This window comes from Rhodococcus sp. USK10, from assembly GCF_019378875.1.
GTDB classification, from domain to species: domain Bacteria; phylum Actinomycetota; class Actinomycetes; order Mycobacteriales; family Mycobacteriaceae; genus Rhodococcus_F; species Rhodococcus_F pseudokoreensis.
In genome coordinates this window covers 2,330,327-2,356,045 of record NZ_CP076048.1, presented here as the reverse complement: position 1 = coordinate 2,356,045, position 25,719 = coordinate 2,330,327, and the positions used below count along the sequence as shown (strand labels likewise).

The window sequence follows — 25,719 nt, the reverse complement described above, 5'->3', positions numbered from 1 at the left end:
CGGGTCGCGGCCGCGCGGCATTTCTCACGAGGCGGTGAGAGCGAACACTCGCATCGTGCGGTTCGTTCGGTGCTCGTAGACGCCGTAGACGCGCACCATCTCGTCGAATTCGCGATAGATCCGCGTCCGCTCCGGTTCCACGAGCAGGGTTGCGGTGACGGAGATATCCTTCCCGCCGATGGTGACCTTCGCGGTAGTACAGGAGCGGGCTCGTCCGCGGCGCGCCCGACTTCCGACCCGTGGTGGTCAGCAGGACCAGGGCGATTCGGCCATACGCCATCTGACCGCGGGCGGGAGCGGTGTCAATCACCCGGAGTCGGAGTCCGGATACGCTATGGCCATGGCTGCGCCCGCGACACCCTCGCCCGTGAATCCACCTGCACGTCCTCAGCCGTCGAGTATCTTCATCGCCTCACCGGAGGGGGACACCGGAAAGTCCACCATCGCGCTGGGTGTCCTGCAGATGCTGTGCGCGTCGGCGGCGAGGGTGGGTGTGTTCCGTCCCATCGCCCGGTCGACGGAGGAGACCGATTACATCCTCGAACTGCTCCTCGAGCACACGACGGCGGACCTCGGGTACGAGGAGTCGCTGGGGGTCACGTATGAGCATGTCCACGCCGACCCGGAGGGTGCGCTCAGCGAGATCGTCGCCCGGTATCACCAGGTGGCGGCGCAGTGCGATGCCGTGGTGGTGATCGGCAGCGACTACACCGACGTGGCCAGCCCGAGCGAACTCGGCTACAACGCCAGGATCGCCGTGAACCTGGGCGCACCGGTGCTGCTCGCCGTGAAGGGAGTCCGGCGTACTCCCGAGGAGGTCGCGCAGCTCGCCCAACTCGCAATCGGCGAACTGACCGCCCACCATGCGCACCTGCTGGCCGTGGTCGCCAACCGATGCAACCCCGACGAACTCGACGCCGTCACCGACGCGTTGGCGTCCACCGGTGTGCCCGCGTGGAGCCTGCCCGAGATCCCGCTGCTGGTCGCACCGACCATGGCCGAACTTCTCGAGTCGATCGACGGAAGTCTGTTCAGTGGCGACCCCGAGTTGCTGCACCGCGAGGCGCTGCGGGTGCTGGTCGGCGGGATGACGGCCGAGCACATTCTCGAACGGCTGACGGAGGGCACGGTGGTGATCGCCCCGGCCGACCGCTCCGACGTGCTGCTGGCGATGGTGAATGCGCATGAGGCCGAAGGGTTCCCGTCGCTGGCGGGCATCATCATGAACGGTGGGCTGGTGCCGCACCCGGCGATCGCGAAGCTGATGGCCGGCCTGAGGCCGCGGTTGCCGATCCTCACCACCGACCTGGGCACGTTCGACACGGCCAGTGCGGCCGCGCAGACCCGTGGCCGGGTGGCGGTCGGCTCACAGCGCAAGATCGACACCGCCCTGAGTGTCATGGAACTCCGGGTGGACGCGCCGACACTGCTGGAGCGGTTGAAGCTGCCCATCCCGTCGGTGGTGACTCCGCAGATGTTCGAATACCAGCTGATCGACCGCGCGCGCCGGGACCGCAAGCACGTCGTGCTCCCGGAGGGCGCCGACGACCGCATTCTGCGGGCGGCGGGGAGGCTGCTGCAACGGCAGGTGGCGCAGCTGACCATTCTCGGCGACGAGGTGCAGGTGCGTCGCCGCGCGGCGGAACTCGGTGTCGACCTCGCGGAAGCTCAGGTCCTCGACCCGCGGACGTCCGAACATGCCGGTCCGTTCGCGGAGGAGTACGCGCGGCTCCGCGCCCACAAGGGTATGAGTGTGGACCGCGCCCGCGAGGTGATGACCGACATCTCGTATTTCGGAACCATGATGGTGCACTTGGGAATTGCGGACGGCATGGTCTCCGGTGCCGCGCACACCACGGCGCACACCATCCGGCCGTCATTCGAGATCATCAAGACGCAACCGGGTGTGTCGACCGTGTCGAGTGTGTTCCTGATGTGCCTGTCCGACCGGGTGCTCGCGTACGGCGACTGCGCGGTGGTGCCCGACCCCACGGCCGAACAGCTGGCCGACATCGCGATCTCCTCGGCGCAGACGTCGTCCCAGTTCGGCATCGATCCGCGCATCGCGATGCTGTCGTATTCGACCGGTGACTCCGGCAGCGGCGCGGACGTCGACAAGGTGCGCTCCGCGACCGAACTGGTCCGCGAGCGTAGGCCGGACCTGTTGGTGGAAGGCCCCATTCAGTACGACGCCGCCATCGAGCAGAGCGTGGCGGACAAGAAGATGCCCGGTTCGGAGGTGGCGGGCAAGGCGACGGTCTTCATCTTCCCCGACCTCAACACCGGCAACAACACGTACAAGGCGGTGCAGCGCAGTGCCGGTGCGATCGCGGTCGGGCCGGTGTTGCAGGGGCTCGCCAAACCCGTCAACGACCTGTCGCGAGGCGCGTTGGTCGAGGACATCGTGAACACCGTGGCCATCACGGCGATCCAGGCACAGGGAGCAGAGCAGTGAGCGAAGGCAGCGAAGGTTCCGTCCTGGTGGTCAATTCCGGTTCGTCGTCGATCAAGTTCCAGCTGATCCACCCGGACACCGGGAAGTCGTCGGCGTCCGGGCTCATCGAGCGGATCGGGGAACCCGAGGGGCGCATCGTGTACCACCACCGCACCGGGCTGGCGGAGCGTCACGTCCACATCGCCGACCACCGCGCGGGGTTGAAGATGGTGTCGGACATCGTCGCCGAGGTGGGTCGCCCGCTGCGGGAGGCGGGGATCGTCGCGGTCGGACACCGCATCGTCCACGGCGGCGACGTCTTCTACGAACCCACGATCGTCGACGACGCCGTGGTGCAAGCCATCTCGGATCTCTCGACCCTTGCGCCGCTGCACAATCCGGCGAACGTCATCGGTATCGAATTGGCCCGGGAGGAGTTGCCGGACATCCCGCACGTCGCAGTGTTCGACACCGCGTTCTTCCACACCCTGCCTGCGGAGGCGTCGACGTATGCGATCGACCGGAACGTCGCGCAGGACCACGCCATCCGGCGGTACGGCTTCCACGGCACCTCGCATCAGTACGTGTCGGGGCGGGCGGCCGAGTTCCTCGGCCGGGACCTGTCGGAGCTGAATCAGATTGTGCTGCACCTCGGGAACGGCGCGTCGGCGTCCGCGATCCGCGGGGGACTGGCCGTCGACACGAGCATGGGCCTGACTCCGCTCGAGGGACTTGTCATGGGCACGCGGTCCGGCGACGTCGATCCCGGGGTGATCCTGCACCTGCATCGCAGCGGCATGGGTGTCGATCAGATCGACGACCTGCTGAACCGGCATTCCGGACTCGAGGGGCTGTCCGGGGTCAACGACTTCCGGGCGCTGCTGACACTCGTCGGCGAGGGCGACGAGGACGCGGCGCTGGCCTACGACGTGTACGTGCACCGGCTCCGCAAGTACATCGGCGCTTACCTGGTGGAACTGGGCGGCGTGGACGTCATCACGTTCACCGGGGGAGTCGGCGAGAACAACGTCGACGTCCGCCGCGACAGCCTGGCGGGGCTGGGCCGCCTCGGCATCGTCGTCGACGACGACCGCAACCGCGCGGGTTCCCGGGACGCCCGCCGCATCTCGGCGGACGAGTCCGACGTCCAGGTGCTGGTCGTGCCGACCAACGAGGAGTTGGCGATCGCCCGTGCGGCGGTGGAACTGATCGGGGCCTGAGCGTTACAGCAGGCTCCTGGGCCTGATGGCGTTGGCGAGGTCCACCAGCGTGTACCGGTGGGTGCGTTCGGGGGCGTTGCGGGCCAGCGCCCGCAGACCGGCCTCGGCGCCCGTGCGCAGTCCCCGTTCGGTGAACGGCACACCCAGGATCTGCTCGAGTTCCGTCTCCGACGTGTGACCGGCACGCATCCAGTCCAGCGCCGTGCCCAGTACGAGCGTGCGCATCTGCAGCGCCCGGCTCTCCTCGGGTGCGAGCGCGGTGACGCGGAGCGCCGCCTCGCGCAGCGCCACCTCGTCGATCTCCTCGATCGGCCTGCCGGACAGCAGCATCAGCACACTCGTCATCCGGGCCATGGTGAAGTGCCGGGACGTCGGGGGAACCTGATCGAGGGCGGCGATGGCGCCGGGCAGATCCCCGCGTTCGGTGAGTTGCCGGGCCAGCCCGAATGCGGCACTCACCAGGCTGTGGTCGGTGCGCCACACCGTCCGGTAGTACGTCTCGGCGAACGTCCGCCACCGGTGGGAATCGGAGCTTTCGCAGTGCTGCAGAATCAGTTCGGCGGTGGCCGCCAGCGCGAGCTTGGGAGCCGTCTCACCGGGCATCGCCTGCAGCACGGACTCGAACCGGGAGAACGCCGTCTCGTGCTCGCCGTCGATCAGCGTCGCGAGTCCGGCGTACCAGTCGACGCGCCAGTTCCCGCCCATCTCTGCCTCCACGTCGCCGAGAAGTGTGGTGGCGGTGGCGGCGTCCCCGAGGTCGAGGTGCGCCTTGATCTCGGCGAGGGTCAGTTCCCGGGAGAACGACACGCCCAGGTCGTCGACGACCCGCTCGATCCCGTTCTCACGGGCGTGCCGAATGGAATCCAGGGTCTGCTGCGGTTCGCTGTGCACCGCGGCCGCCAGGAGTTGGGCGTTGGGATCGGCCGGGTCGATCAGCGGCACCGCCAGCGCCTGCGCCACCGACAGCGGGTCGAGATTCCTGTCCCGTTCGATGCCGTCGACGTACACGTCCGTCTGCTCGACCGCATCGTCCGTGCCGAAAGTCGTTCGCTGCTTGCTGAACACGGTCGACAGCCCGGGATGCTCCTCGCCGGTCTGCTGCGCGAGCACCTCGCGGAGTACGGCGGTGAGCTGACCGGACATCTCCTCGGCGGACGCGAAACGCCTGCTCGGATCGGGGTCGGTGGCGCGCAACAGGAGTCGGTGGAAGAACTCGTATTCCGCGAGCACAGGCGCCTGCTCGGGGGACGGGATCCCGTCGAGGTACCGGCCCTTCTCGGACGGCATGTCGAGCGTCAGCACCGCTAGTGTGCGCCCCACCGTGTAGATGTCGGAGGCCACGGTCGGGCCGGTCCTGACGATCTCCGGCGCCTGATACCCGGGCGTGCCGTACAGGTACCCGTAGTCCTCGATGCCGGCGACGGCGCCGAGGTCGATCAGCTTCAGGGCGTCCTCGGTGACCATCACGTTGTCCGGTTTGAGGTCGTTGTACACCAGGCCGGTGGAGTGCAGATATGCCAGTGCGGGAAGGATTTCGAGCACGTACGCGATGGCCTGCTCGACCGGCATGCGCTCGGGCCGGGTGTGCGTCGACAGGACGTCGCGCAGTGAATGACCGCCCACGTACTCCATGACGATGTAGCCCATCGGGGTGCCGTCCGCCCGGGGATGCTCCACGAAGTTGAAGATCTTCACGATGCTCGGGTGCGCCACCTCCGCGAGGAACTGACGTTCGGCCACCGCCACGGCCTGAGCCTCGGCGTCGCCGAAGTGCAACAGCCCCTTGAGGACCACCCACCGGTCACTGACGTTGCGGTCGATGGCCAGGTAGATCCAGCCGAGGCCGCCGTGCGCGATGCAGCCCTGCACCTCGTACTGGCCGCCGATCAGGTCGTTCGGATCGAGGAGCGGCCGGAAGTCGAAAGTCGCTCCGCACGAGGGGCACAGACCGAACTCGGAGGCCTCGGACGTGGGGCCGCTGCGGCCGACCGGCTTGTTGCACTTCCAGCAGAAGCGCTTGGCCTCGGGGACCTTCGGGTCGGTCATCACCGCCGACGCCGGGTCGAGTGTCTTGACGACCGGAACCTCGACGAGTCCGCCGCCGAGACGCAGGCGCTGCCCGGACCGGGTGCGCGGTGAGCGCGTCGAGCGACCGGTACCGGACGCACCGGACGGCCGGGACGTCGGCGAAGCAGCCTGGGTGGCCGGCCCCTCGTCCAGTTCTTCCCGAACCGCTGCCTGCGTGGCCTCGTCCAGTTCGTCCCGGACCGCGGCTTGCGTGGCCTGGTCCAGTTCTTCCCGGACGGCGGCCTGGGTGGCGAGGTCCGGGTCGGTGGACTCGGGGTTCTTCGAATGTTGCGGCATGCGTCCCCTCAGTCCTGGTACACGGCGGACGGCGGGGCGGGGGACGGGCCCAGCACCGACAGCCACCGGTCGTACATTCTGGTCCAGGTTCCGTCGCCGCGGATCCGTTCGAGTGTGCGGTTGACGAACCGCACGAGGTCCTCGTTCGTCTTGGTGATGCCGATGCCGTACGGTTCGGCGCCCATGCTGTCCCCGACGATCTCGAGGTACGGGTCCTGGGACGCCAGGCCGGCGAGGATCGTGTCGTCGGTGGTCACCGCGTCGACCTGCCGCTGCTGCAGGACCACCAGGCAATCGGACCACATGGGGACGGTGAGGATCTCGGCGGTCGGCGCGACCTTCTGCAACCGGGTGAGCGACGTCGTGCCGCGGACGACGCAGACCCGCTTTCCGTCCAAGTCGGCGGCGCTGCGGATCGGGGAGCCCTTCACGACCAGAACTCGCTGCTGCGCCGCGAAGTACTCGGAGGAGAACGCCACCCGTTCCTTGCGGTCGCAGGTGATGGTCATCGTCTTCGCGACGATGTCGACCATCGACTCCTGCAGCGCCTTCTCACGGTTCGCCGAGGTGAGGATGCGGTAGTCGAGCCGGTTCGGGTCGCCGAACAGGTCCCGCGAGATTTCCCGGGCGACGTCGACGTCGAAGCCCTCGATGGCGCCGGTCGCGGGATCGCGGAAACTCATCAGGTTGCTGCCCGTGTCGAGTCCGACGACGAGACGTCCGCGCGCGCGGATGGCGTCGACCGTCGGCATCGGCGTGTCGGTGTCGGGGAACGGGCGCAGGCTCGCGGTGGGATCGCCGCAGTCCTTCTCTGGAGTAGGCGGGGCGGCGCTGGTCTCGGGGGCCGGTGCCGCGGCCGCGGGAAGCGGGGGTTCGGTGTAGGACATGCTCGGCGATCCGACGTGCTCCGGAGCGGCCTCGGCGCACCCGCCGATCAGCAACGTGGCCGCGATCAGCACCAGCGCGATCCGGCGCCGCCTCACTGGTATTCCCTCAACCGAGGCCACAACCCGATGATAATTCCGCAGAGCGCGACGAGTGTGAGGACGACGGCGCCGGAGCCGAGCGCGGTGAGAACCCGGGCAGCGGATTCGACGTTCGACCGCAGATGATCGCGGGCGCTCCCGATGCCGTCGGTGAGCGCGTCGTCGACGGCATCGAACTGGGCCGCGGAATCCGCGGGTCCCGGCCCGATCGCGACCGTTGCCGCCGAGACGAAGTCGCCCTTCGCGAGAATCTCGTTCATGCGATCGTGCGCCGACGACCAGTTTTTCCAGGCCTCCTCGGCCCGCGCTACCTCGTCGTGGCCGACCGCGCGGTCGCCGTCGTGCGGGTAGCCCGACAGCAGGGTGTCGAGTTGACCGGACTTGTCCTCGAAGACGGCGTCGTAGTCGCCGTTCGAATCCCGGCGGACCAGTTTGAGTGTCTCCTCGGTGCGCGCCTGCTGCGCCAGGATGCGCGCCGCGGTCAACTCGTGCATCGGGCGGGCACCCTGGGTCAGCGCGCGCTTCGTGTCGAGGGAGGAGACCACCCCGGCGACCAGCATCCACACCAGGAGGATCGCGGTGCACGACGACGCCAGGATCAACCCGAGATTGAACGTGCGCCTGCTGAGCCGCGCGAGGACGACCTGCGCGACGAGCAGCGCGACGAGCGCGACGAGGACCAGGATCAGCGCCGTCCACGGCGGACGGGAGTAGTCCCGCTGGATGTCCGCCACGTCTGCTTCCTGCCGGGCGTGCAACTCCTGGGCCTTCGGCAGCATGCTCGTCTGCATCAGCGCCGACGCCTCGCTGAGGTAGGCCGCGCCCACGGGATGACCGGTGCGGTTGTTGGCCCGCGCCGTCTCGACGAGACCGGAATAGACGCTGAGGTCGGTGGAGATGGAGGCGAGCAGGCGCCTGCTGTCCACGTCGCCGGCGGCGAGCCCGCCGGACGCGTACACGAGGTCGGAGGAGGCCGTGCCGAGCGCCTGCGCGTACGTGTCCCGGAGTTCGGGGGGTTCGAGACCGCCGGAGATGAACGCCGTCGTCGCCGCGGCGTCCGCCACCGACAGGGCGCTGTAGAGGTTCTGCGCCGAGAACGACAGCGGTTCGGTCTCGGCGAGGACGCTGTCGAGGGTGGCCTCCCTGCTGTTCACCGACGACGCGGCCACGAGACCGGCGGTCAGGGTGAACAGCACCAGGAGCGCGCCGAGGGCGGTGAGCTTGGCTGGGGTCGACGCCAGGAATGCGCGAAGTTCCTTACGACGTGCGACGGCGGGGTCGACGTCGTCGTCCGCGGCGGCAGACAGGGCGCGGCTGCCGTGGGGTTCGATCGACGGCGCCTCACGCAGAACCACCTCGCACCCCTCCCGTGTCACGGCCGCACCTTGTGGGGAGCATATAAGCAGGAGTCGGTGACTGGGGATATCGGGCACTTCCGGCAGAAACCGTTAGTGTGAGGGAACTGCAGGGAGACCCATCAGGTCGGACAGGGGTAGTCGATGCGTGGTGACGGTGACGGCTGGGCGACCGGGCCGGACGGCAGTCGTCATTGGGGCAAGCACGGTGCGGCCGGGTTGTTGCTGCGTGCGCCGCTCCCGGACGAGACGCCGGCCGTGCTGCTACAGCACCGTGCGGCCTGGAGCCACCAGGGCGGGACGTGGGCGCTGCCCGGCGGTGCCCGGGACAGCCACGAGACGACGACCCACGCCGCGGTGCGCGAGGCGCACGAGGAAGCCGGCATCGAGAGCGCGGCGATCCGCGTCCGCACGGAGGTCGTCACCATGAAGGCCGCGAGCGGCTGGAGCTACACCACGGTGATCGCCGACGCCGAGCGCCCGCTGCCCACCGTCGCGAACGGTGAGAGCACCGAACTGCGCTGGGTGCGGGAAACCGACGTCGCCGGGCTGCCACTGCACCCCGGATTCGAAGCGGGGTGGCCGCAACTGCGCACTACCGAGGTGCGACTGCTGCTCGACCGGCACGACGTCCTGGGGGAGCGCGGCGCGCCGGCGCAGCTGTCGAGGGCACTGCCCCGCACCGTGCACCTGCCGGACGGCACCTACGGGTGGCTGCCGCGCATCGAGGTGCTCGAGGCACTGGACACGGTCGGTCGCCTCGCCGAACCGGCAGGTCACGGCACCACGCTGGGAACGGTGACCGCGGTCGTCACCACCGACCCGCACCTGATCGAACGGTTGCCTGCCACCGTCGTGATCCTGCCGCCCGCCACGGTGCGCGACTGGCTCGCGCAGGCGTAACTACGCGTTCTGCTGCAGCAGGGCGGACAGTGAGCGCGCGGCGGCCTGCGGGTCGCGGGCCTCGGTGATGGCCCGCACGACGACGATGCGGTCGGCGCCCGCAGCGAGGATCTCCGGAACCCGGGACTCGTCGATGCCGCCGATCGCGAACCACGGGCGGTTCGGCGCGGAATCGGCGGTCGAGCGCACCAGGTCGATGCCCGACGCGGTCCGTCCCGGCTTGGTGGGCGTCGCCCACACCGGTCCGGTGCAGAAGTAGTCGACGCCGTCCTCGATCGCCGCGAGACTGGCCTGTGCGCGGCTGTGCGTGGACCGGCCGATCAGGACGTCGGAACCCACCACGGTCCGCGCGTAGGGGACGGGCAGGTCGCCCTGACCGAGGTGCAGGACGTCGGCGCCGGCGGCCAGCGCCATGTCGGCCCGGTCGTTGACGGCGAGCAGCGCCCCGTGCCGCCTGGCCGCGGCCGCGAGCACCGACAGTGCCGCCAGTTCGTCCCTGGCGTCCATCGTGCCGAACTTCTTCTCACCGGCCGAGCCCTTGTCGCGGAGCTGGATGATGTCGACGCCGCCGGACAGCGCGGCCTCGGCGAACTGCGCCAGGTCGCCCTTCTCGCGCCGAGCATCGGTGCACAGGTACAAACGTGCTGTTCCGAGGCGGCGCCGACGGTCCGTGAGGTTGCTGTGATGCGAGGTGGTCACGGCATGACGGTAGCCTCTACGGTGAAAGTGCAACACGGGAGTCCCGGGGAACGTGGGGCTGAGAGGGGCTCACGCCGAGCCCGACCGTCATACCTGACCCGGATCATGCCGGCGCAGGAAGTGAGGTGGAGTTCAATGGCGAGATCGGTATCCGTCGTCGGAGGCGGAGTGATCGGCCTGTCGATTGCGTGGCGAGCAGCCCGCAACGGCTGGTCGGTGAAGCTGTACGACCCGTCGATCGGTTCGGGAGCGTCCTGGGTGGCGGGCGGCATGCTCGCCCCGTTGTCCGAGGGCTGGCCCGGTGAGGAGAGCGTCCTCGAACTGGGGAGCGCGTCGCTCGACCGGTGGCCCGAGTTCGGGAAGGAACTGGAGGCCGGGGCCGGCGTCGACCTGTTCACGTCGGAGAGTTCGCTCACCGTCGCGCTGGACGGTGCCGACGCCGAAGACCTCCGGACCATCGCCGAGTGGGTGGGGGCGCAGGGGCGGGATCTGCAGATCCTGAATCGCGCCGAAGTCCGCGCGCTCGAGCCGATGCTGGGTCGCGGAGTCCGGTTGGGACTCTTGGCCGTCGACGAACTGGCCGTCGACAACAGGCTGCTCCTGCAGGCGTTGCAGCGGTGCGCCGTCGACGCCGGGGTGGAGCTGATCGGTGAGGCCGTGCGCAGTCTCGACGGCCTGGACACGGACCAGATCGTCGTCACCGCGGGCATCGCGTCACCGGCACTGTGGCCGGGACTTCCGGTGCGCCCGGTAAAGGGCGAGATCCTGCGGTTGCGGGCCCGTCCCGGGGTGACACCCGCGCCGGGCCGGACCATCCGCGGCAGCGTCCACGGCAGGCCCGCGTACCTGGTGCCGCGTGCCGACGGCATCGTCGTCGGCGCCACCCAGTACGAATCGGGCAACGACACGCAGGTCACGGTGGCCGGTGTGCGGGATCTGATCGCGGATGCGGAGGCTTTGATGCCCGCCATCGGCGAATACGAACTGCGTGAGACCTCGGCGGGTCTGCGTCCGATGACCCCGGACAACCTGCCGCTGATCGGCCGGGTGTCCGATCGGGTCGTGGTGGCGACGGGACACGGCCGCAACGGCATTCTGCTCACCCCGGTGACCGCCGACGCGACGGTGGCATTGTTGGAGGGCTCGGCATTGGTCGAGGCGAAGGCCGCCGACCCCGAACGTTTCGAGAAAGTAGCGAGGTAGAGATGAGTGAGCAGCAAGTAGTGGTGCCGATCGGCATCAGCGTCAACGGCGAGGATCACGAGTTCACGGAACCGTTGACCGTCACCGGGCTGCTGGAGGCGCTGAACCTGCCGACCAAGGGCATCGCGGTGGCCGTGAACGGCGCCGTGTTTCCCCGCGCCCGGTGGGACGAGCTCGTGGTCCGGGGCTGGGAGATCGAGATCCTCACGGCGGTGCAGGGTGGCTGACACGACGCCCGGCGTGCAGAAGGGCCTCACGATCGCGGGCCGCACGTTCGGTTCACGGTTGATCATGGGCACCGGCGGCGCCGCCAACCTGACGGTGCTCGAAGAGGCGCTCGTCGCGTCCGGCACCGAGCTGACCACGGTCGCGATGCGCCGCGTCGACGCCGTCGGCGGCACCGGGGTGCTGGACCTGCTGCGCCGGCTCGACATCGCGCCGCTGCCCAACACCGCGGGCTGTCGCGGGGCGGCGGAGGCGGTGCTGACGGCGCAACTCGCCCGGGAAGCGCTCGAAACCGACTGGGTGAAGCTCGAGGTCATCGCCGACGAACGCACCCTCATGCCCGACGCGATCGAGTTGGTCAGCGCCGCCGAGCAACTGGTCGACGACGGGTTCGTCGTCCTGCCGTACACCACCGACGACCCGGTCCTGGCCCGCAGGCTCGAGGACGTCGGCTGCGTGGCCGTGATGCCGCTGGGTTCGCCGATCGGCACCGGGCTCGGTATCGCGAACCCGCACAACATCGAGATGATCGTGGACGGTGCCGGGGTGCCGGTCATCCTCGACGCCGGCATCGGGACCGCCAGCGACGCGACCCTCGCGATGGAACTCGGCTGCGACGCCGTCCTGCTGGCCACCGCGGTGACCAGGGCGAAGGATCCGGCGCTCATGGCGTCGGCGATGCGTGGGGCCGTGGTGGCGGGGTACGAGGCCCGGCACGCGGGCCGCATCCCCAAGCGGTTCTGGGCGCAGGCGTCGTCGTAGATCTCGGGGTCGCGTCGGGGTCCGGTTCAGGGTCCGACCGGTACCAGGGGACGAGTCGGGAGTAGACCTGCGGCCGATGCGCGCCGGCCGCAGGTTCCGGCATCCTTCTCATCATGATTGAAGTGAGGGGACTGACAAAGACCTTCGGTGCGACGAAGGCGGTGGACAACCTGACGTTCAACGTGAAGCCGGGTATGGTCACCGGCTTCCTCGGCCCGAACGGTGCAGGCAAATCGACGACGATGCGCATGATCCTCGGGCTGGACCGCCCCACGGCGGGCAGCGCGCTGATCGACGGCAAACCGTACAGCGACCTGGCGCAGCCGCTGCGGACGGTGGGGGCCCTGCTCGACGCGAAGTGGGTGCACCCCAACCGTTCGGCCCGCGCTCACCTGCAGTGGATGGCGGCGTCCAACTCGCTGCCGAAGAGCCGCGTCGACGAGGTGCTGCACCTCGTCGGGCTCACCGAGGTGGCGGGGAAGAAGGCAGGCGGATTCTCGCTCGGCATGTCCCAGCGACTGGGCCTGGCCGCCACCCTGCTCGGCGACCCGAAGGTGCTGCTGTTCGACGAGCCGGTGAACGGGCTCGACCCGGAGGGCATCGTCTGGATCCGGAAGTTCATGCAGCGCCTCGCCGCCGAGGGCCGCACCGTGCTGGTGTCGAGCCACCTGCTGTCCGAGATGGCGCTCACCGCAGAACATCTGGTGGTCATCGGCCGCGGGCGGCTGATCGCCGACACCACCGTGTCGGAGTTCGTCAGCAAGTCCTCGGAATCGACGGTGCGCGTGCGGAGCCCACAGCTGGACGCGCTGCGCAGCGCGCTCACGTCCAACGGACTCACGGTGCGCGAGGACGGATCCGACGGGCAGCAGGCGCTCGTCGTGGTGGATTCGTCGACGGACGTCGTCGGCGGGATCGCCGGTTCGCAGGGCATCGTCCTGCACGAGTTGGCATCTCAGCGCGGATCGCTGGAGGACGCCTTCATGAAGTTGACCGGAGACGACGTGCAATACCACGCAGAGGGCGTCGAAGATGTGATGAGGGGTGCACTGTAATGGCTGTTCTCAATGCCGAACGGATCAAGATCACGTCGACGAGGTCGCCGTGGTGGTGCACGGTCATCATCATCGTGCTGGGACTCGGCCTCGCCGCAGTCATCGGGCTCAGCGCGAAGGCCAGCATCAACTCCTTCAACAACCAGATCGCGGACGGTAGGCAACCCGATTTCGATCCGTTCCTGCCGCAGATGGCGGACGCCGTGGGCGGTGTGTCCGGATTCGGCGTGCTGGTCCTGATGATCCTCGCCGCGCTCGCCGTGACCAGCGAATACCGGTTCGGCGTCATCCGCACCACGTTTCAGGCCATCCCGAACCGGGCGTCCGTCCTGATCGCGAAGGCAGGCCTGATCGGCGCGTTCGGCGCCGTGCTGACGTTCGTCCTCACGTTCGGCGCGTACGCCATCGCGAAGGCGACGGCGGGCGACGAGGCGGGAGCGGCACTCACCCTGACCGGTGCGGACGCCTGGCGGTCGATCTACGGTGTGCCGATCTACGCGTTCCTGTGCGTGGTTCTCGCCGTCGGAGTCGGCACCCTGCTGCGTCAGTCCGCGGGCGCGATCGCCCTGCTGCTGCTGTGGCCGCTGCTGATCGAGAGCCTGTTCAACCTGTTCGGCTCGTTCGGCCAGAAGATCATGCCGTTCCTGCCGTTCCTCAACGCCAACAACTTCCTGGGGGCGCCGCAGGGAGTCGATTTCCATTGGGGCCCGTGGGGCAGCCTCGTGTACTTCGCGGTGTTCGTGTTCGTGATCTTCGGGGCCGGACTGGTGGTCGTCAACAAGCGCGACGCCTGACACCCGATACAGTGTTCTCGCCCTGCTTCTCCGCCAGGTGATCGTCGGGAGACCTGGCTGAGGGTGACGGTGGGGCGGGAGCCTGTGGGCCGGTGCGAAATCCATTCGCGCCGGCCCACAGGTGCTTCTGCGTTAGGCTCCCGACATGCGACTACGGGGAGTTTTCACAGTCGGAGTGACCGGTGCGATCGTCCTGGCCGGGTGTTCGTCGACGAGTGAACCCGATTCGCCGCCGGTCGACGCGAGCGCTCTCGCGGCCTCGGTCACCGAGAGCGGTGTGGTGGGGCACCTCGAGCAACTGCAGTCGATCGCCGAGAGCAACGACGGCAACCGCGCGGCCGGAACGTCCGGCTACGACGCGAGCGTCGACTACGTCGCACAGACATTGGAAGACAAGGGCTTCGACGTCCAGACCCCGGAATTCGAGTTCCACAAGTTCGACGTGAACACGGAGGCCCTTCGGTCCGGCGACCGTGACTTCGACGTCCGGGCGCTGTCGTATTCGCCGTCCACCGGTCCACAGGGGCTCACCGCCCGCCTGGTGCCCGCTCGCAAGGACGACAGTCCGGGATGCGAGGCCACCGATTACGACGGCCTCGACGTGACGGGGGCGATCGTCCTCGTGAACCGGGGGGTGTGTCCGTTCGCGGCCAAGCAGCAGGTGGCGTCCGAGCGCGGCGCCGCAGGCGTGATCGTCGTCAACAACGAGGACGGACCGATGAGCGGCGGCACCCTCGGCGACCCGGACGTGGGCAAGGTCCCGACGGGCGGGGTGAGCAAGGCGGACGGCGCCGCGCTCGAACAGGCGGGGGGCGACGTCACGCTCACGCTCGACACCACCACCGAGTCGAGCACCGCGCGCAACGTCATCGCCCAGACGAAGACCGGCTCGACGGACGACGTCGTGATGGTCGGCGCCCACCTGGACAGCGTCCCCGACGGCCCCGGCATCAACGACAACGGCACCGGCGTCGCCGCGACCCTCGAAACGGCCGTGCAGCTCGGCGGTTCGCCCGATGTCGACAACGCCGTGCGCTTCGCGTTCTGGGGCGCCGAGGAATTGGGCCTGCTCGGATCGGAGGCCTATGTCGACAGCCTCAGCGAGGAGCAGCGGAACGACATCGCGCTGTACCTGAACTTCGACATGCTCGGTTCCGAGAACGCCGGCTACCTGGCCTACGACGGCGACAACTCCGACAACGTCGGCGAGGGCCCCGGACCCGAGGGTTCCGCGGGCATCGAGCGCACGTTCACCGAGTTCCTCCAGGGCAACGGCGTCGCCGCGGACGGCACGGACTTCGACGGCCGCTCCGACTACGGTCCGTTCATCGAGCACGGCATCCCGTCGGGCGGGGTATTCAGCGGCGCCGACGAGACGAAGACCCCCGAGCAGGCGCAGAAGTGGGGTGGCACCCCGGGTGTCGTGTACGACAAGAACTACCACAGCGCGACCGATACCCTCGAGAACGTGGACCGGGCCGCGCTCGCCAAGAATGCCGCCGCGGTCGCGTATGCCGTCGGGGTGTACGCGGAGTCGCTCGGTGGCCCGAACGGAGTCCCCATCGGCGCGGACCGGGAGAAGGCGCGGGCCACCGAGTGATGTCCGTTTCGTCACGCGTTTGTGCATGTGACGCTGAGTTACTCTTACTCCCGTGAGCGACGACCCCGCCGAAGAGAACAGTGCCGAGCCGGGCGCTGCGCAGACACCGAAACGGGGCGACAAGGTGCTGGGCTGGGTGGGGTCGGTGAACCGGCAACCGCAGCTGATCGAAGGGCTGCGGAGGGTGCGTCGCGCGCTCCCCGGCGATCCCGCGTTCGGCGACCCACTGTCGACGGCGGGCCCCGGAAGCGCCCGGGCCATCGCCCGCGTCGCCGACCGCTTCCTCGACCACCAGCCGGGCGCGTCCCGCGAGATGAGCCTCGGCGCGCTGCAGGTGTGGCAGGCACTGCTCGAGCGCACCGGACGCGGCCGGGGAACGCAGGAGGTGACCATCGTGTTCACCGACCTCGTGGGGTTCTCAAGCTGGTCGCTGCCCGCCGGCGACAGCGCCACCCTCGCCCTGCTGCGCGACGTCGCCCGAGCCGTCGAGACCCCCATCGTCGACCGGGGCGGGCACGTGGTGAAACGACTGGGCGACGGCGTGATGGCCGTGTTCTCCAGCCCGGACCGCGCGATCGATGCCGTCTTCGCCGCGCAGGAAGCCCTCTCGGACGTCGAGGTGGACGGCTACCGCCCCCGCATGCGCGTCGGCATCCACACCGGTTCGCCCCGGCAGATCGGCAGCGACTGGCTCGGCGTCGACGTGACCGTCGCGGCCCGCATGATGGAACTGGGCGGCGACGGCAACGTGATGGCGTCGTCCGCCACGCTGTCGAGCCTGCAGCCGGGCACCCTCGACGAACTGGGGGTCGGGGTCAAGCCGTGGCGGCGCGCCTTCTTCGCCCCCGCCCCCAGCGGAGTGCCCTCGGACCTCGGTATCTGGCGGTTGCGGCTCCGCCGCCCGTGAGTACTTGTTAACGTCCGGCGGTTAACAAGTACTCACGGGTGCCGCAGGCGCCACAGGGGGGAGACTGGGCCGTGACCGGCACCCAGGTCGTACGACGCCTCCAGGCACTTGGTGACCCACTCCTTGCCGAACGCCACCGCGTCGGGCACGGACCACCCGTGGGCGAGCGCGCTCGCGATGGCGGCCGCGAGGGTGTCGCCGCCGCCGTGGTCGTTGCCGGTGTCGATCCGGGGACTGCTGAACTCGAGGAACCGGTCGCCGTCGAACAACAGATCGGTGCTCGACGCCGACGTCCGGAGATGCCCGCCCTTCACGATCGACCACTGCGCGCCGAGCGCGTGGAGCGCCTCCGCGGCCCGGCGCGCGGTCGCGTCGTCGATCACCTCGATGCCGGTGATCAACCGGATCTCGTCGAGGTTCGGGGTGACCACCGTGGCGATCGGGATCAGCGTGTTCCGCACGGCGTCCAGCGCCTCGGCGTGCAGGAGCGGATCGCCGTGCATGGACGCGCACACCGGGTCGACGACCAGCGGGACCGGCTGGTCCCGGCCGATCCCGACCTCGGTGCACACGGCGGCGACGGCCTCGATGATGGCCGTCGACGCGAGCATCCCCGTCTTCGCTGCCCCGACCCCGATGTCGTCGACGACGCACCGCACCTGCGCGGCCACCGTCTCCGGCGGAATCTCGTGGAAACCGCTGACCCCCACCGAGTTCTGCACCGTGACCGCGGCGACCGCGACGCATGCGTGGACGCCGCACAGCGCCATCGTCCGCGAGTCCGCCTGGATTCCGGCGCCACCGCCGGAATCGGTGCCGGCGATGGTGAGGACGCGGACGGGGGTCTGGCCGTCGGGGGTCAGGGGCAGCAGCTTCACGAAAGGGACCTTACCGATTCTCTGAGGTGACGGATTCGACGGGCAGATACACGCGGCCACCTGCGTCGACGAACTCGCTCGACTTCTCGGCCATGCCCGCCTCGATGGCTTCGATCGAATCGAGTCCGTGCTGCTGTGCGTACTCCCGCACGTCGGCGGAGATCCGCATGGAGCAGAACTTCGGGCCGCACATCGAGCAGAAGTGGGCTGTCTTCGCCGGCTCGGCGGGCAGCGTCTCGTCGTGGAACTCCCGCGCCGTGTCCGGGTCGAGGGACAGCGCGAACTGGTCGTGCCAGCGGAACTCGAACCGGGCCTTCGACAGCGCGTCGTCCCGTTCCTGAGCCCGCGGATGCTGCTTCGCGAGGTCGGCGGCGTGCGCCGCGATCTTGTACGTGATGACCCCGATCTTGACGTCGTCCCGATTCGGCAGCCCCAGGTGCTCCTTGGGGGTGACGTAACAGAGCATCGCGGTACCGGCCTGCGCGATCATCGCCGCCCCGATCGCGGACGTGATGTGGTCGTACGCCGGTGCGATGTCGGTGGCCAGCGGTCCGAGCGTGTAGAACGGCGCCTCCTCGCACAACTCCTCCTCGAGCCGCACGTTCTCGACGATCTTGTGCATCGGCACGTGCCCGGGACCTTCGATCATCACTTGCACGCCATGCGATTTCGCGATCTTCGTGAGCTCGCCGAGGGTGCGGAGCTCCGCGAACTGCGCCTCGTCGTTGGCGTCCGCGATGGACCCGGGGCGCAGGCCGTCACCGAGCGAGAACGTGACGTCGTAGCGGTGGAGGATCTCGCAGAGTTCGTCGAAGTGTGTGTACAGAAACGATTCCCGGTGATGGGCCAGGCACCACGCCGCCATGATCGAACCGCCGCGGGAGACGATGCCGGTGACCCGGCGCGCAGTCAGTGGGATGTAGCGGAGCAGCACCCCGGCATGGACCGTCATGTAGTCGACGCCCTGCTCGCACTGCTCGATCACGGTGTCGCGGTAGATCTCCCACGTCAGTGCCGTCGGATCGCCGCCGACCTTCTCCAGCGCCTGGTAGATCGGCACGGTTCCCACGGGCACCGGCGAATTGCGCAGGATCCATTCCCGGGTCTCGTGAATGTTCTTGCCGGTGGACAGGTCCATGATGGTGTCCGCGCCCCACCGCGTCGCCCACACCATCTTCTCGACCTCTTCCGCGATCGACGACGTCACCGCGCTGTTGCCGATGTTCGCGTTGATCTTGACCGCGAACGCCTTGCCGATGATCATCGGCTCGAGTTCGGGGTGGCAGCGGTTGGCCGGGATCACGGCGCGACCCGCCGCGACCTCGACCCGCACCGTCTCGGGTGAAACACCCTCTCGTGCTGCGCAATACCGCATCTCGGGAGTGACGGTTCCGGCGCGGGCGGCGTCGAGCTGGGTGCCTGCCCGGTCGGCGATCCACGGCGCCCGCAGGTGCGGAAGCCCCGCGTCCAGGTCGATCGTGGCGTCCGCGTCGGTGTACGGGCCCGACGTGTCGTACACGTCGAGGTGCTCACCGTTGGTGAGGTGTACGCGCCGGACCGGCACCCGGACGTCGTCGCCCGACAGCAGGTACTGCTTGGTGCTGCCCTGGATCGGTCCCGTGGTGACGGACGTGGCTGTAGATATGGTTGTGCTCATCGATGATGCTCCCTACGCCGGCATTACCCGGACAGGTTCGACGGTCGACGGCCCCTAGCCGTCCTCTCAGCCCGCTGGTGCGAGCCCCCGTGGATGTGTAGTTGTCCCGGAGACTGTAACCGAGATCTCTGTGAGTGAAACATTCGGGGGAAACTTGGACAGCGGTTCCGTGCATCGGTATAAAGGGTGATGAACATCACATTTCGATTACGACACATACCCCCAGGAGATAGCCATGCTGACGGACGCGCAGGTTGTGGACGTGATCGACAACGCCGATCAGAACCGATTCGAACTCCGACTGAGTGGTGACCTGGTCGGCATCCTCGGGTATTTCGCCCTCGCGGACACCCCGCCGGGTGCGGGCGCGGGAGTGGGCGTGGTGGCCCGGCCGCCGGGCCAGAGGGGCCGGGGGCGTCAGGCTCCGGTGGTCTCGTTCATGCACACGGTGATCGTGGAGGACTTCGGTCACCGCGGACTCGCCGCACTCATGGTGGGGCGCTCCCTCGACCTCGCCCGCGGGTACGGCTGGAAGGTCCGGCCCGTGTGCACCTATGTGCAGCGCTTCGTCGCCGGGCATCCCGAGTACCGCGACCTCGTGGTCCCGCTGGAGGCCTGACGGTCGGACACGAATCGACCACTCGTCGGCAACGAAACGGTTCCGGGGCCGGTGATTCCACTCGCGAGGCCGCCCGGGAACTGTTTCCATCAGTGGCATGGATCACATGTCGAACGGTTCCGACCCATCGGGGAGCATCGCGGCGACTGTTACGCGCGTGCTCGACAACCCCGCCCACGAACGATTCGACCTGTGGCTGGGGGACGAGCTGGTCGGCATCCTCGGCTACCGCGACGAGGACGACATTCCCGGGTTCACCGCCAGGCCCGGCGAGGTCGTCGCGTTCATGCACACGGTGATCGTGGAAGACCTCGGTGGCCGCGGTCTCGCCGCGGTCCTGGTTCGTGAGGCGCTGGGTTCAGCGCGCCGGCGGGGCTGGAAGGTGCGGCCCATCTGCACGTACGTCCGGCGCTACGTGGCGCTGAACCCGGAGCATCTCGACATTCTGGTCGCCGACTAGACCCCGGAGGCGCCGTTCGTCTCGGGTTGCTGCGCCTCAGTCGCCGAGGTCGACGATGACGGGCGCGTGATCGCTGGCGCCCTTGCCCTTGCGTTCGTTGCGGTCGATCTCGGCCTTGTCGACACGGCCGGCGAGGGCGGGCGACCCGAGCACGAAGTCGATGCGCATGCCCTGCTTCTTCGGGAACCGCAGCTGGGTGTAGTCCCAGTAGGTGTAGACGCCCGGACCGGGGGTGTGTGGCCGGACGACGTCGGCGAATCCCGATTCGACGAACGCCTGGAAGGCCTCCCGCTCGGGGGCGGACGTGTGGGTCTTGCCCTCGAACGGCGCCGGATCCCAGACGTCCTCGTCGGTGGGCGCAACGTTCCAGTCGCCGACCAGCGCGATCTGCGCGTCCGGATTCCGGTCCAGCCATCCGACCGCATCCGTGTGCAGCTTCGCCAGCCACTCCAGCTTGTACGTGTAGTGCGGATCGGCGAGCTCACGGCCGTTGGGGACGTACAGGCTCCAGATGCGGACGCCGTTGCAGGTTGCGCCGATCGCGCGGGCTTCCTGCGCGGGCGCGACCTCCGGGTCCTTGTGGAAACCGGGCTGACCCTCGAAGCCGATCTGCACGTCGTCGAGGCCGACGCGGGACGCGATCGCGACGCCGTTCCACTGGCTGAGGCCCACGTGCGCGATCTCGTACCCCAGTTCGCGGAACCGCTCGTACGGGAACTGCTCGTCCTTGCACTTGGTTTCCTGCATCGCCAGCACGTCGACGTCGGACCGCTGGAGCCAGTCCAGGATCCGGTCGGTACGGGCACGAACAGAGTTCACGTTCCAGGTTGCGATGCGCACGGCAGCCACCCTAGCGGCACTGGCCGACAGATTTTCAGCCGCCGGGTTCGGTGGCGTAGCGGTACCGGTGGTGCGCGACGAAGCCGACGTTTCGGTACATCGCCTGCGCGCCCTCGTTCTCGACGGCGACCTGCAGGCACGCGTGGGTCGCGCCGTGCTCACGTCCCCAATTGATCATGTCGCCGCAGATCAGGCTGCCGATTCCGCGGCGGCGGTGGTCCTGCGCCACCTCGACCGCGGTGAGTCCGACCCATCGGCGGTCGTCGGGCGCGGTGGTGACGGATCCGCGGGCGACGGCGAGGAGTGCCGAGTCGGCGGCGCCGATCCGGCCGAAGCCGAGCATCCCGCCTTGGACCGCGTTCAGCACGTCGACCGCGAAGTCGGGCAGCGCGGACCCGCGGTAGCGGTACAGGGCGAGCCAATCCGGATCGGGGTGATCGGTGACGGTCGTGGTCCGCGGACCCTCGGGCAGCGCCAGGTTGTCGACGTCGGCGGCCATCACGACCACTTCGTCGCTGACGTTCCAGCCCAGCGGCACCTCGCCCAGGCGATCGGGGATCAGCAACCGCAGCGGGCGGTCCCGTTCGGCGTACCACTCGCGCAGGCGGTCGAGCGTGCGGCCGGGGGAGGGGTCGTCCAGACTCCCGACCGACCCGCGGTCGCCGAGCGGCGCCGCCGAGTTGGCGCGTCCGGTGAAGCCGTGGCCGTACCGGGCGAGCCAGCCGTCGATCCATGCGTGCTCGATCCCCGGCCAGCCGTCGGCGGAGGCCAGTTCGAGGGACCGGATCTCGCTCGCCCGCACGGGGCGTGCGGGGACCGCCTTCAGTGCGACCACCCGCTCCGGCTCCACTTCGATCGCGGAGCCGGCCGCGTCGCGGACGACCACGACCGGCTCGACGCTCTCCAGCACCCCGATGACGTCGGTCATCGGATGGCTGGAACCGGGCGGCAGCTGGTAACGCAGCACCACCCGGCTTCCGAGCGGAAGGTCAGTCGTCATGCCCGAACGGGTCTTCGACCGTTCCCGGCACCCAGCTGAGCCCGGGAACTCCCCAGCCGGCGCGCTTGATGGTCTTCTTGGCGGCGCGTGCGTTGCGGCCGACCAGCATGTCGACGTAGAGGAAACCGTCGAGGTGACCGACCTCGTGCTGCAGCATGCGCGCGAAGAAGTCGCGTCCCTCGATCTCGACGGCGTTGCCGTCGGCGTCGGTGCCGGTGACCTTCGCCCACTCGGCCCGGCCGGTGGGGAACTGTTCGCCAGGGACCGACAGGCAGCCCTCGACGTCGTCGTCCGGGTCCGGCATGGTCTCGGGTCGTTCCGACGTCTCGAGGACCGGGTTGACGACGCAGCCCCGGCGGCGGAACGGCTTTCCGGTCTCGTCGACGTCCGGGCAGTCGTAGACGAACAACCGCAGCGGCAGGCCGACCTGGTTGGCGGCGAGCCCGACGCCGTTGGCGGCGTCCATCGTGTCGTACATGTCAGCGATGATGTCTGCGAGTTCCGCAGGTGACTGGGACACCGTCTCGGTCGGTTCGTGCAATACCGGGTCGCCCACGATCCGGATGGGGAGGATGGCCATGGTCGTCAAGGATAGTGCGGCGCGCCCGAGCCGTTCGCACTGCCCGCGGCGTTCGTCGTGGTTGAATAGTCGCTGAAGTACAGCTGTGTAATTCGTTGCTCGGTCGGCCACGCGATCGAGGAGCCGGGGGAACGTGGTTTCGCTGAGGCCGGGCGAGAGCTAGTAGTCGAGGAGTGAGATGGACGGCGCAACAGCGCGTAGTCGGAACCAGTCCGAGCGCATCGACGGCGACACTTCCGTAGGGGTCGACGACGTCGGCAACGACGACGGTCTCTCGCGTCGGGAGCACGACATCCTGTCCTTCGAGCGCCAATGGTGGAAGTACGCCGGCGCGAAGGAAGAAGCGATCAAAGAGCTGTTCGACATGTCCGCCACCAGGTACTACCAGGTGCTCAACGCGCTGGTGGACCGGCCGGAGGCACTCGCGGCCGACCCGATGCTCGTGAAGCGCCTGCGACGGCTGCGCGCGAGCAGGCAGAAGGCCCGCGCGGCCCGTCGCCTCGGGTTCGACGTCACGTAGCAACCGGTCGCTAAGGTCGACATCGTGAGTACTCCGAAACCCGAATCGTCCGGCCCGCCGTTACGTGCCCTCGCGATGGTGCTGATCGCCCTCGCGATTCTCTTCGCGGGTCTCGGGTTCGCCTCGCTCGGAGGTTCGGACTCGGAGGAGACCGCAGCCACCGTCACGACCTCGGCGGCTGCCACGACCACCGCCGCCCGTCCGACCACGGCCGCCGGAGCGGGAGGTGCCTCCGCTTCCGCGGCGAGCACGACGTCCGGTGCGTCCAGCACCACGAAGGCCGCCGACGCGGCGTCGGTGCCGGTGCGGGTGCTCAACAACAGCAACGTCACGGGTCTCGCGAGCCAGACCGCCACCGAACTGATGTCTTCGGGGTGGACGGTGTCGGAGACCGGCAACTACAGCGACGGCACCATCTCCGAAACCACCGTGTACTACGGCACTTCCGCCGCGGAGAAGGAAGCGGCCACCGAGATCGCGGCGCAACTGGGGGTGTCGGCCGAGCCGAAGTTCCCGGGAATCGCGAATTCGTCTGCCGGTGTGGTCGTCATCGTCACTTCCGCGCAGTAGACCGGACGGTCGGTGCACCGGCGCCGCGGTTATGATCAGGTGCACTTCTTCGCCACCTCAAAGGAGCGGTTTGATGGCCTCGAGTTCTACCCGTCGGATGTCCTGGCGCATTGTCACCCCGGTGGTGGCCATTGCAGCACTCGGACTGACCGCCTGCAGTAACAACGAGGAGCCGACCGACGTTCCCGGCACCACTCCTCCCGTCTGGACCGGCGCCGCCGATCCCAGTGCCGCAGGCGTTCCCGGCGATGCCGAGAGCGGTTCGGGCGAACACGCGGAGAGCGGCGCGCTCACCGCGACGCTGAAGAACGCGGAGGGCGAGAACGTGGGTACCGCCACGTTCAAGCAGTCGGGAAGTCACGTCGAGGTCACCGTGTCCGTGAAGGACCAGACGCCCGGATTCCACGGGTTCCACGTGCACTCCGTCGGAAAGTGCGAGACGAACTCCGTGGCACCGACCGGCGGTGCGCCCGGAAACTTCCTGTCCGCGGGCGGGCACTTCCAGGCCGCGGGCCACTCGGGGCACCCCGCGAGCGGCGACCTCACGTCGCTGCAGGTGCTGGAGGACGGCACCGCCGAGTTGGTCACCTCCACCGACGCCTTCACGGTCGAGGACCTGAAGAACGGCGACAGCGGCACCGCGGTCATGATCCACTCGGGTCCCGACAATTTCGCGAACATCCCCACCCGTTACGCGCCCGCTCCCGATCAGGAAACCCTGAACACCGGTGACGCAGGCTCTCGTGTGGCCTGCGGTGTTATCGGCGCCAGCTGAGTCGCGTGACACCCCGGCTGCGGCCGGGGTGTCGGCGCGCTGCCGCGAGCTGCGGCCTGTGGTTGGATCGAAACCGTGGTAGTTCCCTTTCCCGGTTCGCCGCGGCCGACACTGGGTGTCGAGTGGGAGATCGCGCTGGTCGACAGGGTCACGCGGGATCTCTCGAACACGGCCGCGGAGGTGTTCGACGCAGTCGCGAATCTCGCGGGTCCGGAGGATCCGCGGATCACCAAGGAGTTGCTGCGCAACACCGTCGAACTCGTCACCGGCATCCACTCCACCGTCGGTGAGGCGATGGACGACCTCGACGAGTCGCTCGACCTGCTGCGGCGGGCGGCGAACCCGCTCGGGGTCGATCTCATCTGCGCCGGCACGCACCCGTTCGCGCAGTGGTCGACCCAATTGGTCACGCGGACACCGGATTACGACGAGCTGATCGAGCGCACCCAGTGGTGGGGCCGTCAGATGCTGATCTGGGGTGTGCACGTCCACGTGGGGGTGTCTTCGCCGCAGAAGGTGTTCCCGATCCTCAACGCGCTGTTGCAGCGGTACCCGCATCTGCTCGCGCTGTCCGCGTCGTCACCGATGTGGGCGGGAGTGAACACGGGGTACGCGAGCAATCGCGCCCTGATGTTCCAGCAACTCCCCACCGCGGGGTTGCCGTACCAGTTCGCGAACTGGGCGCAGTACGAGGATTTCATCAGCGACCAGATGAAGACCGGGGTGATCACCAAGATCGGCGGGATGCACTGGGACATCCGGCCCGCGCCGCGGTGGGGCACCATCGAGGTCCGCGTCTTCGACGGGATCTCCACCCGCGCCGAACTCAGTTCTCTCGTCGCGCTCGTGCACTGCCTGATCGTCGATCTCGACCGGCGTTTCGAGGCGGGCGAGAACCTGCCGAACCTGCAGCCGTGGCACGTGAAGGAAAACAAGTGGCGGGCCGCGCGGTACGGACTCGATGCCGAGATCATTCTCGACGAGGACAGCAACGAGCGACTCGTCACCGACGACCTGAACGACCTGCTGGAGAAGCTGGCGCCGACCGCCGTCCGTCTCGGCTGCGCGGACGAATTGGCCGCCGTGGCCGAGATTCCCCGACGCGGCGCCTCCTACCAGCGGCAACGTCAGGTCGCGGAGGCCACCGGCGGTGACCTGGTGGCCGTCGTCGATGCGCTGGTGAAGGAGCTCGGGGCCTGAAAGTCGGTCTCGGGCAGGACACTCGTCCACTTGCCGTTCACGTGTTGTTTACACTTGGCGGGTGTCGATCGACGATGTTGCCGTTGTACGGCCGGGTGGGCCCGTCGATCGTT

General features: G+C 68.7%; 25 protein-coding genes, 1 pseudogene and 2 riboswitches. Of the genes and pseudogenes, 16 read left to right on the top strand and 10 right to left on the bottom strand.

Annotated features, from left to right (window positions below):
* Window positions 1-24 precede the first annotated feature (24 nt).
* Window positions 25-280, bottom strand: a pseudogene (locus I1A62_RS17960) (nitroreductase/quinone reductase family protein).
* 54 nt (window positions 281-334) lie between these two features.
* Between I1A62_RS17960 and pta the strand changes: the two are divergent.
* On the top strand, window positions 335-2,455 hold the full coding sequence (gene pta, locus I1A62_RS17955) for a phosphate acetyltransferase (RefSeq protein WP_124396010.1): 2,121 nt from the start codon (window positions 335-337) through the stop codon (window positions 2,453-2,455).
* Entirely contained in the window at window positions 2,452-3,654 is a 1,203-nt protein-coding gene (locus tag I1A62_RS17950) for an acetate kinase (protein ID WP_124396011.1), read from the top strand. The genes pta and I1A62_RS17950 overlap by 4 nt, the downstream gene beginning before the upstream one ends.
* Window positions 3,655-3,657: 3 nt before the next feature.
* Here the strand turns inward: I1A62_RS17950 and I1A62_RS17945 are convergent, their stop codons facing one another.
* From I1A62_RS17945 to I1A62_RS17935, 3 genes are read right to left on the bottom strand one after another with little or no spacing between them, the layout of a single operon-like run.
* Window positions 3,658-6,018 carry a serine/threonine-protein kinase gene (locus I1A62_RS17945; protein ID WP_219459311.1) on the bottom strand — a complete coding sequence of 787 codons (2,361 nt, stop codon included), beginning with the start codon at window positions 6,016-6,018 and terminating at the stop codon, window positions 3,658-3,660.
* A gap of 8 nt (window positions 6,019-6,026) precedes the next feature.
* On the bottom strand, window positions 6,027-7,001 hold the full coding sequence (locus I1A62_RS17940) for a glutamate ABC transporter substrate-binding protein (RefSeq protein ID WP_219459310.1): 975 nt from the start codon (window positions 6,999-7,001) through the stop codon (window positions 6,027-6,029).
* The gene (locus I1A62_RS17935; RefSeq protein ID WP_124396013.1) at window positions 6,998-8,380 is read right to left on the bottom strand and encodes a hypothetical protein; all 1,383 of its coding nucleotides are present in this window, start codon (window positions 8,378-8,380) and stop codon (window positions 6,998-7,000) included. Before I1A62_RS17935 ends, I1A62_RS17940 begins: the two co-directional genes overlap by 4 nt.
* Window positions 8,381-8,503: 123 nt before the next feature.
* On the opposite strand from I1A62_RS17935, the gene I1A62_RS17930 reads away from it, so the two are divergent.
* On the top strand, window positions 8,504-9,262 hold the full coding sequence (locus I1A62_RS17930) for an NUDIX hydrolase (RefSeq protein WP_219459309.1): 759 nt from the start codon (window positions 8,504-8,506) through the stop codon (window positions 9,260-9,262).
* Here I1A62_RS17930 and thiE read toward each other — a convergent pair whose 3' ends face one another.
* Window positions 9,263-9,961 carry a thiamine phosphate synthase gene (thiE, locus tag I1A62_RS17925; RefSeq protein ID WP_072948505.1) on the bottom strand — a complete coding sequence of 233 codons (699 nt, stop codon included), beginning with the start codon at window positions 9,959-9,961 and terminating at the stop codon, window positions 9,263-9,265.
* 24 nt (window positions 9,962-9,985) lie between these two features.
* Window positions 9,986-10,100: riboswitch (TPP riboswitch) on the top strand.
* Here thiE and thiO point away from each other — a divergent pair.
* The 7 genes from thiO (at window position 10,097) to I1A62_RS17890 (ending at window position 16,507) form a co-directional block, all read left to right on the top strand.
* Window positions 10,097-11,164 (top strand): glycine oxidase ThiO, encoded by a 1,068-nt coding sequence (gene thiO / locus I1A62_RS17920; RefSeq protein ID WP_218271014.1) that lies wholly within the window; start codon window positions 10,097-10,099, stop codon window positions 11,162-11,164. Its footprint overlaps the riboswitch before it by 4 nt.
* A gap of 2 nt (window positions 11,165-11,166) precedes the next feature.
* The gene (gene thiS, locus I1A62_RS17915) at window positions 11,167-11,391 is read left to right on the top strand and encodes a sulfur carrier protein ThiS (RefSeq protein ID WP_012689107.1); all 225 of its coding nucleotides are present in this window, start codon (window positions 11,167-11,169) and stop codon (window positions 11,389-11,391) included.
* On the top strand, window positions 11,384-12,151 hold the full coding sequence (locus tag I1A62_RS17910) for a thiazole synthase (RefSeq protein ID WP_179220279.1): 768 nt from the start codon (window positions 11,384-11,386) through the stop codon (window positions 12,149-12,151). Before thiS ends, I1A62_RS17910 begins: the two co-directional genes overlap by 8 nt.
* Before the next feature lie 113 nt (window positions 12,152-12,264).
* Window positions 12,265-13,206 carry an ABC transporter ATP-binding protein gene (locus tag I1A62_RS17905; RefSeq protein WP_219459308.1) on the top strand — a complete coding sequence of 314 codons (942 nt, stop codon included), beginning with the start codon at window positions 12,265-12,267 and terminating at the stop codon, window positions 13,204-13,206.
* Entirely contained in the window at window positions 13,206-14,000 is a 795-nt protein-coding gene (locus I1A62_RS17900) for an ABC transporter permease (protein WP_124396016.1), read from the top strand. The genes I1A62_RS17905 and I1A62_RS17900 overlap by 1 nt, the downstream gene beginning before the upstream one ends.
* A 145-nt stretch (window positions 14,001-14,145) precedes the next feature.
* Entirely contained in the window at window positions 14,146-15,600 is a 1,455-nt protein-coding gene (locus tag I1A62_RS17895; RefSeq protein ID WP_219459307.1) for a M20/M25/M40 family metallo-hydrolase, read from the top strand.
* Window positions 15,601-15,652: 52 nt separating this feature from the next.
* The gene (locus I1A62_RS17890) at window positions 15,653-16,507 is read left to right on the top strand and encodes an adenylate/guanylate cyclase domain-containing protein (protein WP_219459306.1); all 855 of its coding nucleotides are present in this window, start codon (window positions 15,653-15,655) and stop codon (window positions 16,505-16,507) included.
* A gap of 32 nt (window positions 16,508-16,539) precedes the next feature.
* Here I1A62_RS17890 and thiD read toward each other — a convergent pair whose 3' ends face one another.
* A complete protein-coding gene (gene thiD, locus I1A62_RS17885) occupies window positions 16,540-17,385 on the bottom strand; it encodes a bifunctional hydroxymethylpyrimidine kinase/phosphomethylpyrimidine kinase (RefSeq protein ID WP_124396018.1) in 846 nt (281 codons plus the stop codon).
* Between the two features lie 10 nt (window positions 17,386-17,395).
* A complete protein-coding gene (thiC, locus tag I1A62_RS17880) occupies window positions 17,396-19,042 on the bottom strand; it encodes a phosphomethylpyrimidine synthase ThiC (protein ID WP_219459305.1) in 1,647 nt (548 codons plus the stop codon).
* Window positions 19,035-19,143, bottom strand: a riboswitch (TPP riboswitch). Its footprint overlaps the gene before it by 8 nt.
* Before the next feature lie 134 nt (window positions 19,144-19,277).
* Between thiC and I1A62_RS17875 the strand changes: the two genes are divergently transcribed.
* Both I1A62_RS17875 and I1A62_RS17870 read left to right on the top strand, forming a co-directional pair.
* A complete protein-coding gene (locus I1A62_RS17875) occupies window positions 19,278-19,661 on the top strand; it encodes a GNAT family N-acetyltransferase (RefSeq protein WP_124396020.1) in 384 nt (127 codons plus the stop codon).
* Window positions 19,662-19,758: 97 nt separating this feature from the next.
* The gene (locus I1A62_RS17870; RefSeq protein WP_124396021.1) at window positions 19,759-20,121 is read left to right on the top strand and encodes a GNAT family N-acetyltransferase; all 363 of its coding nucleotides are present in this window, start codon (window positions 19,759-19,761) and stop codon (window positions 20,119-20,121) included.
* A gap of 36 nt (window positions 20,122-20,157) precedes the next feature.
* Here the strand turns inward: I1A62_RS17870 and I1A62_RS17865 are convergent, their stop codons facing one another.
* From I1A62_RS17865 to I1A62_RS17855, 3 genes are read right to left on the bottom strand one after another with little or no spacing between them, the layout of a single operon-like run.
* On the bottom strand, window positions 20,158-20,961 hold the full coding sequence (locus tag I1A62_RS17865) for an exodeoxyribonuclease III (RefSeq protein ID WP_219459304.1): 804 nt from the start codon (window positions 20,959-20,961) through the stop codon (window positions 20,158-20,160).
* 34 nt (window positions 20,962-20,995) lie between these two features.
* Window positions 20,996-21,961 (bottom strand): N-acetyltransferase, encoded by a 966-nt coding sequence (locus tag I1A62_RS17860; RefSeq protein ID WP_219459303.1) that lies wholly within the window; start codon window positions 21,959-21,961, stop codon window positions 20,996-20,998.
* Window positions 21,951-22,541, bottom strand: coding sequence for a peptide deformylase (locus I1A62_RS17855; RefSeq protein ID WP_087558902.1), 591 nt, complete (start codon window positions 22,539-22,541; stop codon window positions 21,951-21,953). Before I1A62_RS17855 ends, I1A62_RS17860 begins: the two co-directional genes overlap by 11 nt.
* Window positions 22,542-22,719: 178 nt before the next feature.
* Here I1A62_RS17855 and I1A62_RS17850 point away from each other — a divergent pair, with 178 nt between their 5' ends.
* The 4 genes from I1A62_RS17850 to I1A62_RS17835 all read left to right on the top strand — a co-directional run bounded on the left by I1A62_RS17850 (window position 22,720) and on the right by I1A62_RS17835 (window position 25,606).
* The gene (locus I1A62_RS17850) at window positions 22,720-23,061 is read left to right on the top strand and encodes a DUF3263 domain-containing protein (protein WP_087558901.1); all 342 of its coding nucleotides are present in this window, start codon (window positions 22,720-22,722) and stop codon (window positions 23,059-23,061) included.
* 24 nt (window positions 23,062-23,085) lie between these two features.
* On the top strand, window positions 23,086-23,631 hold the full coding sequence (locus I1A62_RS17845) for a LytR C-terminal domain-containing protein (RefSeq protein WP_124396024.1): 546 nt from the start codon (window positions 23,086-23,088) through the stop codon (window positions 23,629-23,631).
* Between the two features lie 73 nt (window positions 23,632-23,704).
* Window positions 23,705-24,406 (top strand): superoxide dismutase family protein, encoded by a 702-nt coding sequence (locus I1A62_RS17840; protein ID WP_124396025.1) that lies wholly within the window; start codon window positions 23,705-23,707, stop codon window positions 24,404-24,406.
* A gap of 75 nt (window positions 24,407-24,481) precedes the next feature.
* On the top strand, window positions 24,482-25,606 hold the full coding sequence (locus tag I1A62_RS17835) for a glutamate--cysteine ligase (protein ID WP_206009918.1): 1,125 nt from the start codon (window positions 24,482-24,484) through the stop codon (window positions 25,604-25,606).
* Window positions 25,607-25,719: the final 113 nt, after the last annotated feature.

What these genes read in the sequence shown, in the direction of transcription:
- I1A62_RS17870 (WP_124396021.1), top strand. Translation starts at nt 19,759, where the DNA reads ATGGATCACATGTCGAACGGTTCCGACCCATCGGGGAGCATCGCGGCG.
- I1A62_RS17930 (WP_219459309.1), top strand. Translation starts at nt 8,504, where the DNA reads ATGCGTGGTGACGGTGACGGCTGGGCGACCGGGCCGGACGGCAGTCGT.
- I1A62_RS17850 (WP_087558901.1), top strand. Translation starts at nt 22,720, where the DNA reads ATGGACGGCGCAACAGCGCGTAGTCGGAACCAGTCCGAGCGCATCGAC.
- I1A62_RS17875 (WP_124396020.1), top strand. Translation starts at nt 19,278, where the DNA reads ATGCTGACGGACGCGCAGGTTGTGGACGTGATCGACAACGCCGATCAG.
- I1A62_RS17900 (WP_124396016.1), top strand. Translation starts at nt 13,206, where the DNA reads ATGGCTGTTCTCAATGCCGAACGGATCAAGATCACGTCGACGAGGTCG.
- I1A62_RS17905 (WP_219459308.1), top strand. Translation starts at nt 12,265, where the DNA reads ATGATTGAAGTGAGGGGACTGACAAAGACCTTCGGTGCGACGAAGGCG.
- thiS (WP_012689107.1), top strand. Translation starts at nt 11,167, where the DNA reads ATGAGTGAGCAGCAAGTAGTGGTGCCGATCGGCATCAGCGTCAACGGC.
- I1A62_RS17840 (WP_124396025.1), top strand. Translation starts at nt 23,705, where the DNA reads ATGGCCTCGAGTTCTACCCGTCGGATGTCCTGGCGCATTGTCACCCCG.
- thiO (WP_218271014.1), top strand. Translation starts at nt 10,097, where the DNA reads ATGGCGAGATCGGTATCCGTCGTCGGAGGCGGAGTGATCGGCCTGTCG.
- I1A62_RS17945 (WP_219459311.1), bottom strand. Translation starts at nt 6,018, where the DNA reads ATGCCGCAACATTCGAAGAACCCCGAGTCCACCGACCCGGACCTCGCC.
- pta (WP_124396010.1), top strand. Translation starts at nt 335, where the DNA reads ATGGCCATGGCTGCGCCCGCGACACCCTCGCCCGTGAATCCACCTGCA.
- I1A62_RS17855 (WP_087558902.1), bottom strand. Translation starts at nt 22,541, where the DNA reads ATGGCCATCCTCCCCATCCGGATCGTGGGCGACCCGGTATTGCACGAA.
- thiC (WP_219459305.1), bottom strand. Translation starts at nt 19,042, where the DNA reads ATGAGCACAACCATATCTACAGCCACGTCCGTCACCACGGGACCGATC.
- I1A62_RS17860 (WP_219459303.1), bottom strand. Translation starts at nt 21,961, where the DNA reads ATGACGACTGACCTTCCGCTCGGAAGCCGGGTGGTGCTGCGTTACCAG.
- I1A62_RS17895 (WP_219459307.1), top strand. Translation starts at nt 14,146, where the DNA reads ATGCGACTACGGGGAGTTTTCACAGTCGGAGTGACCGGTGCGATCGTC.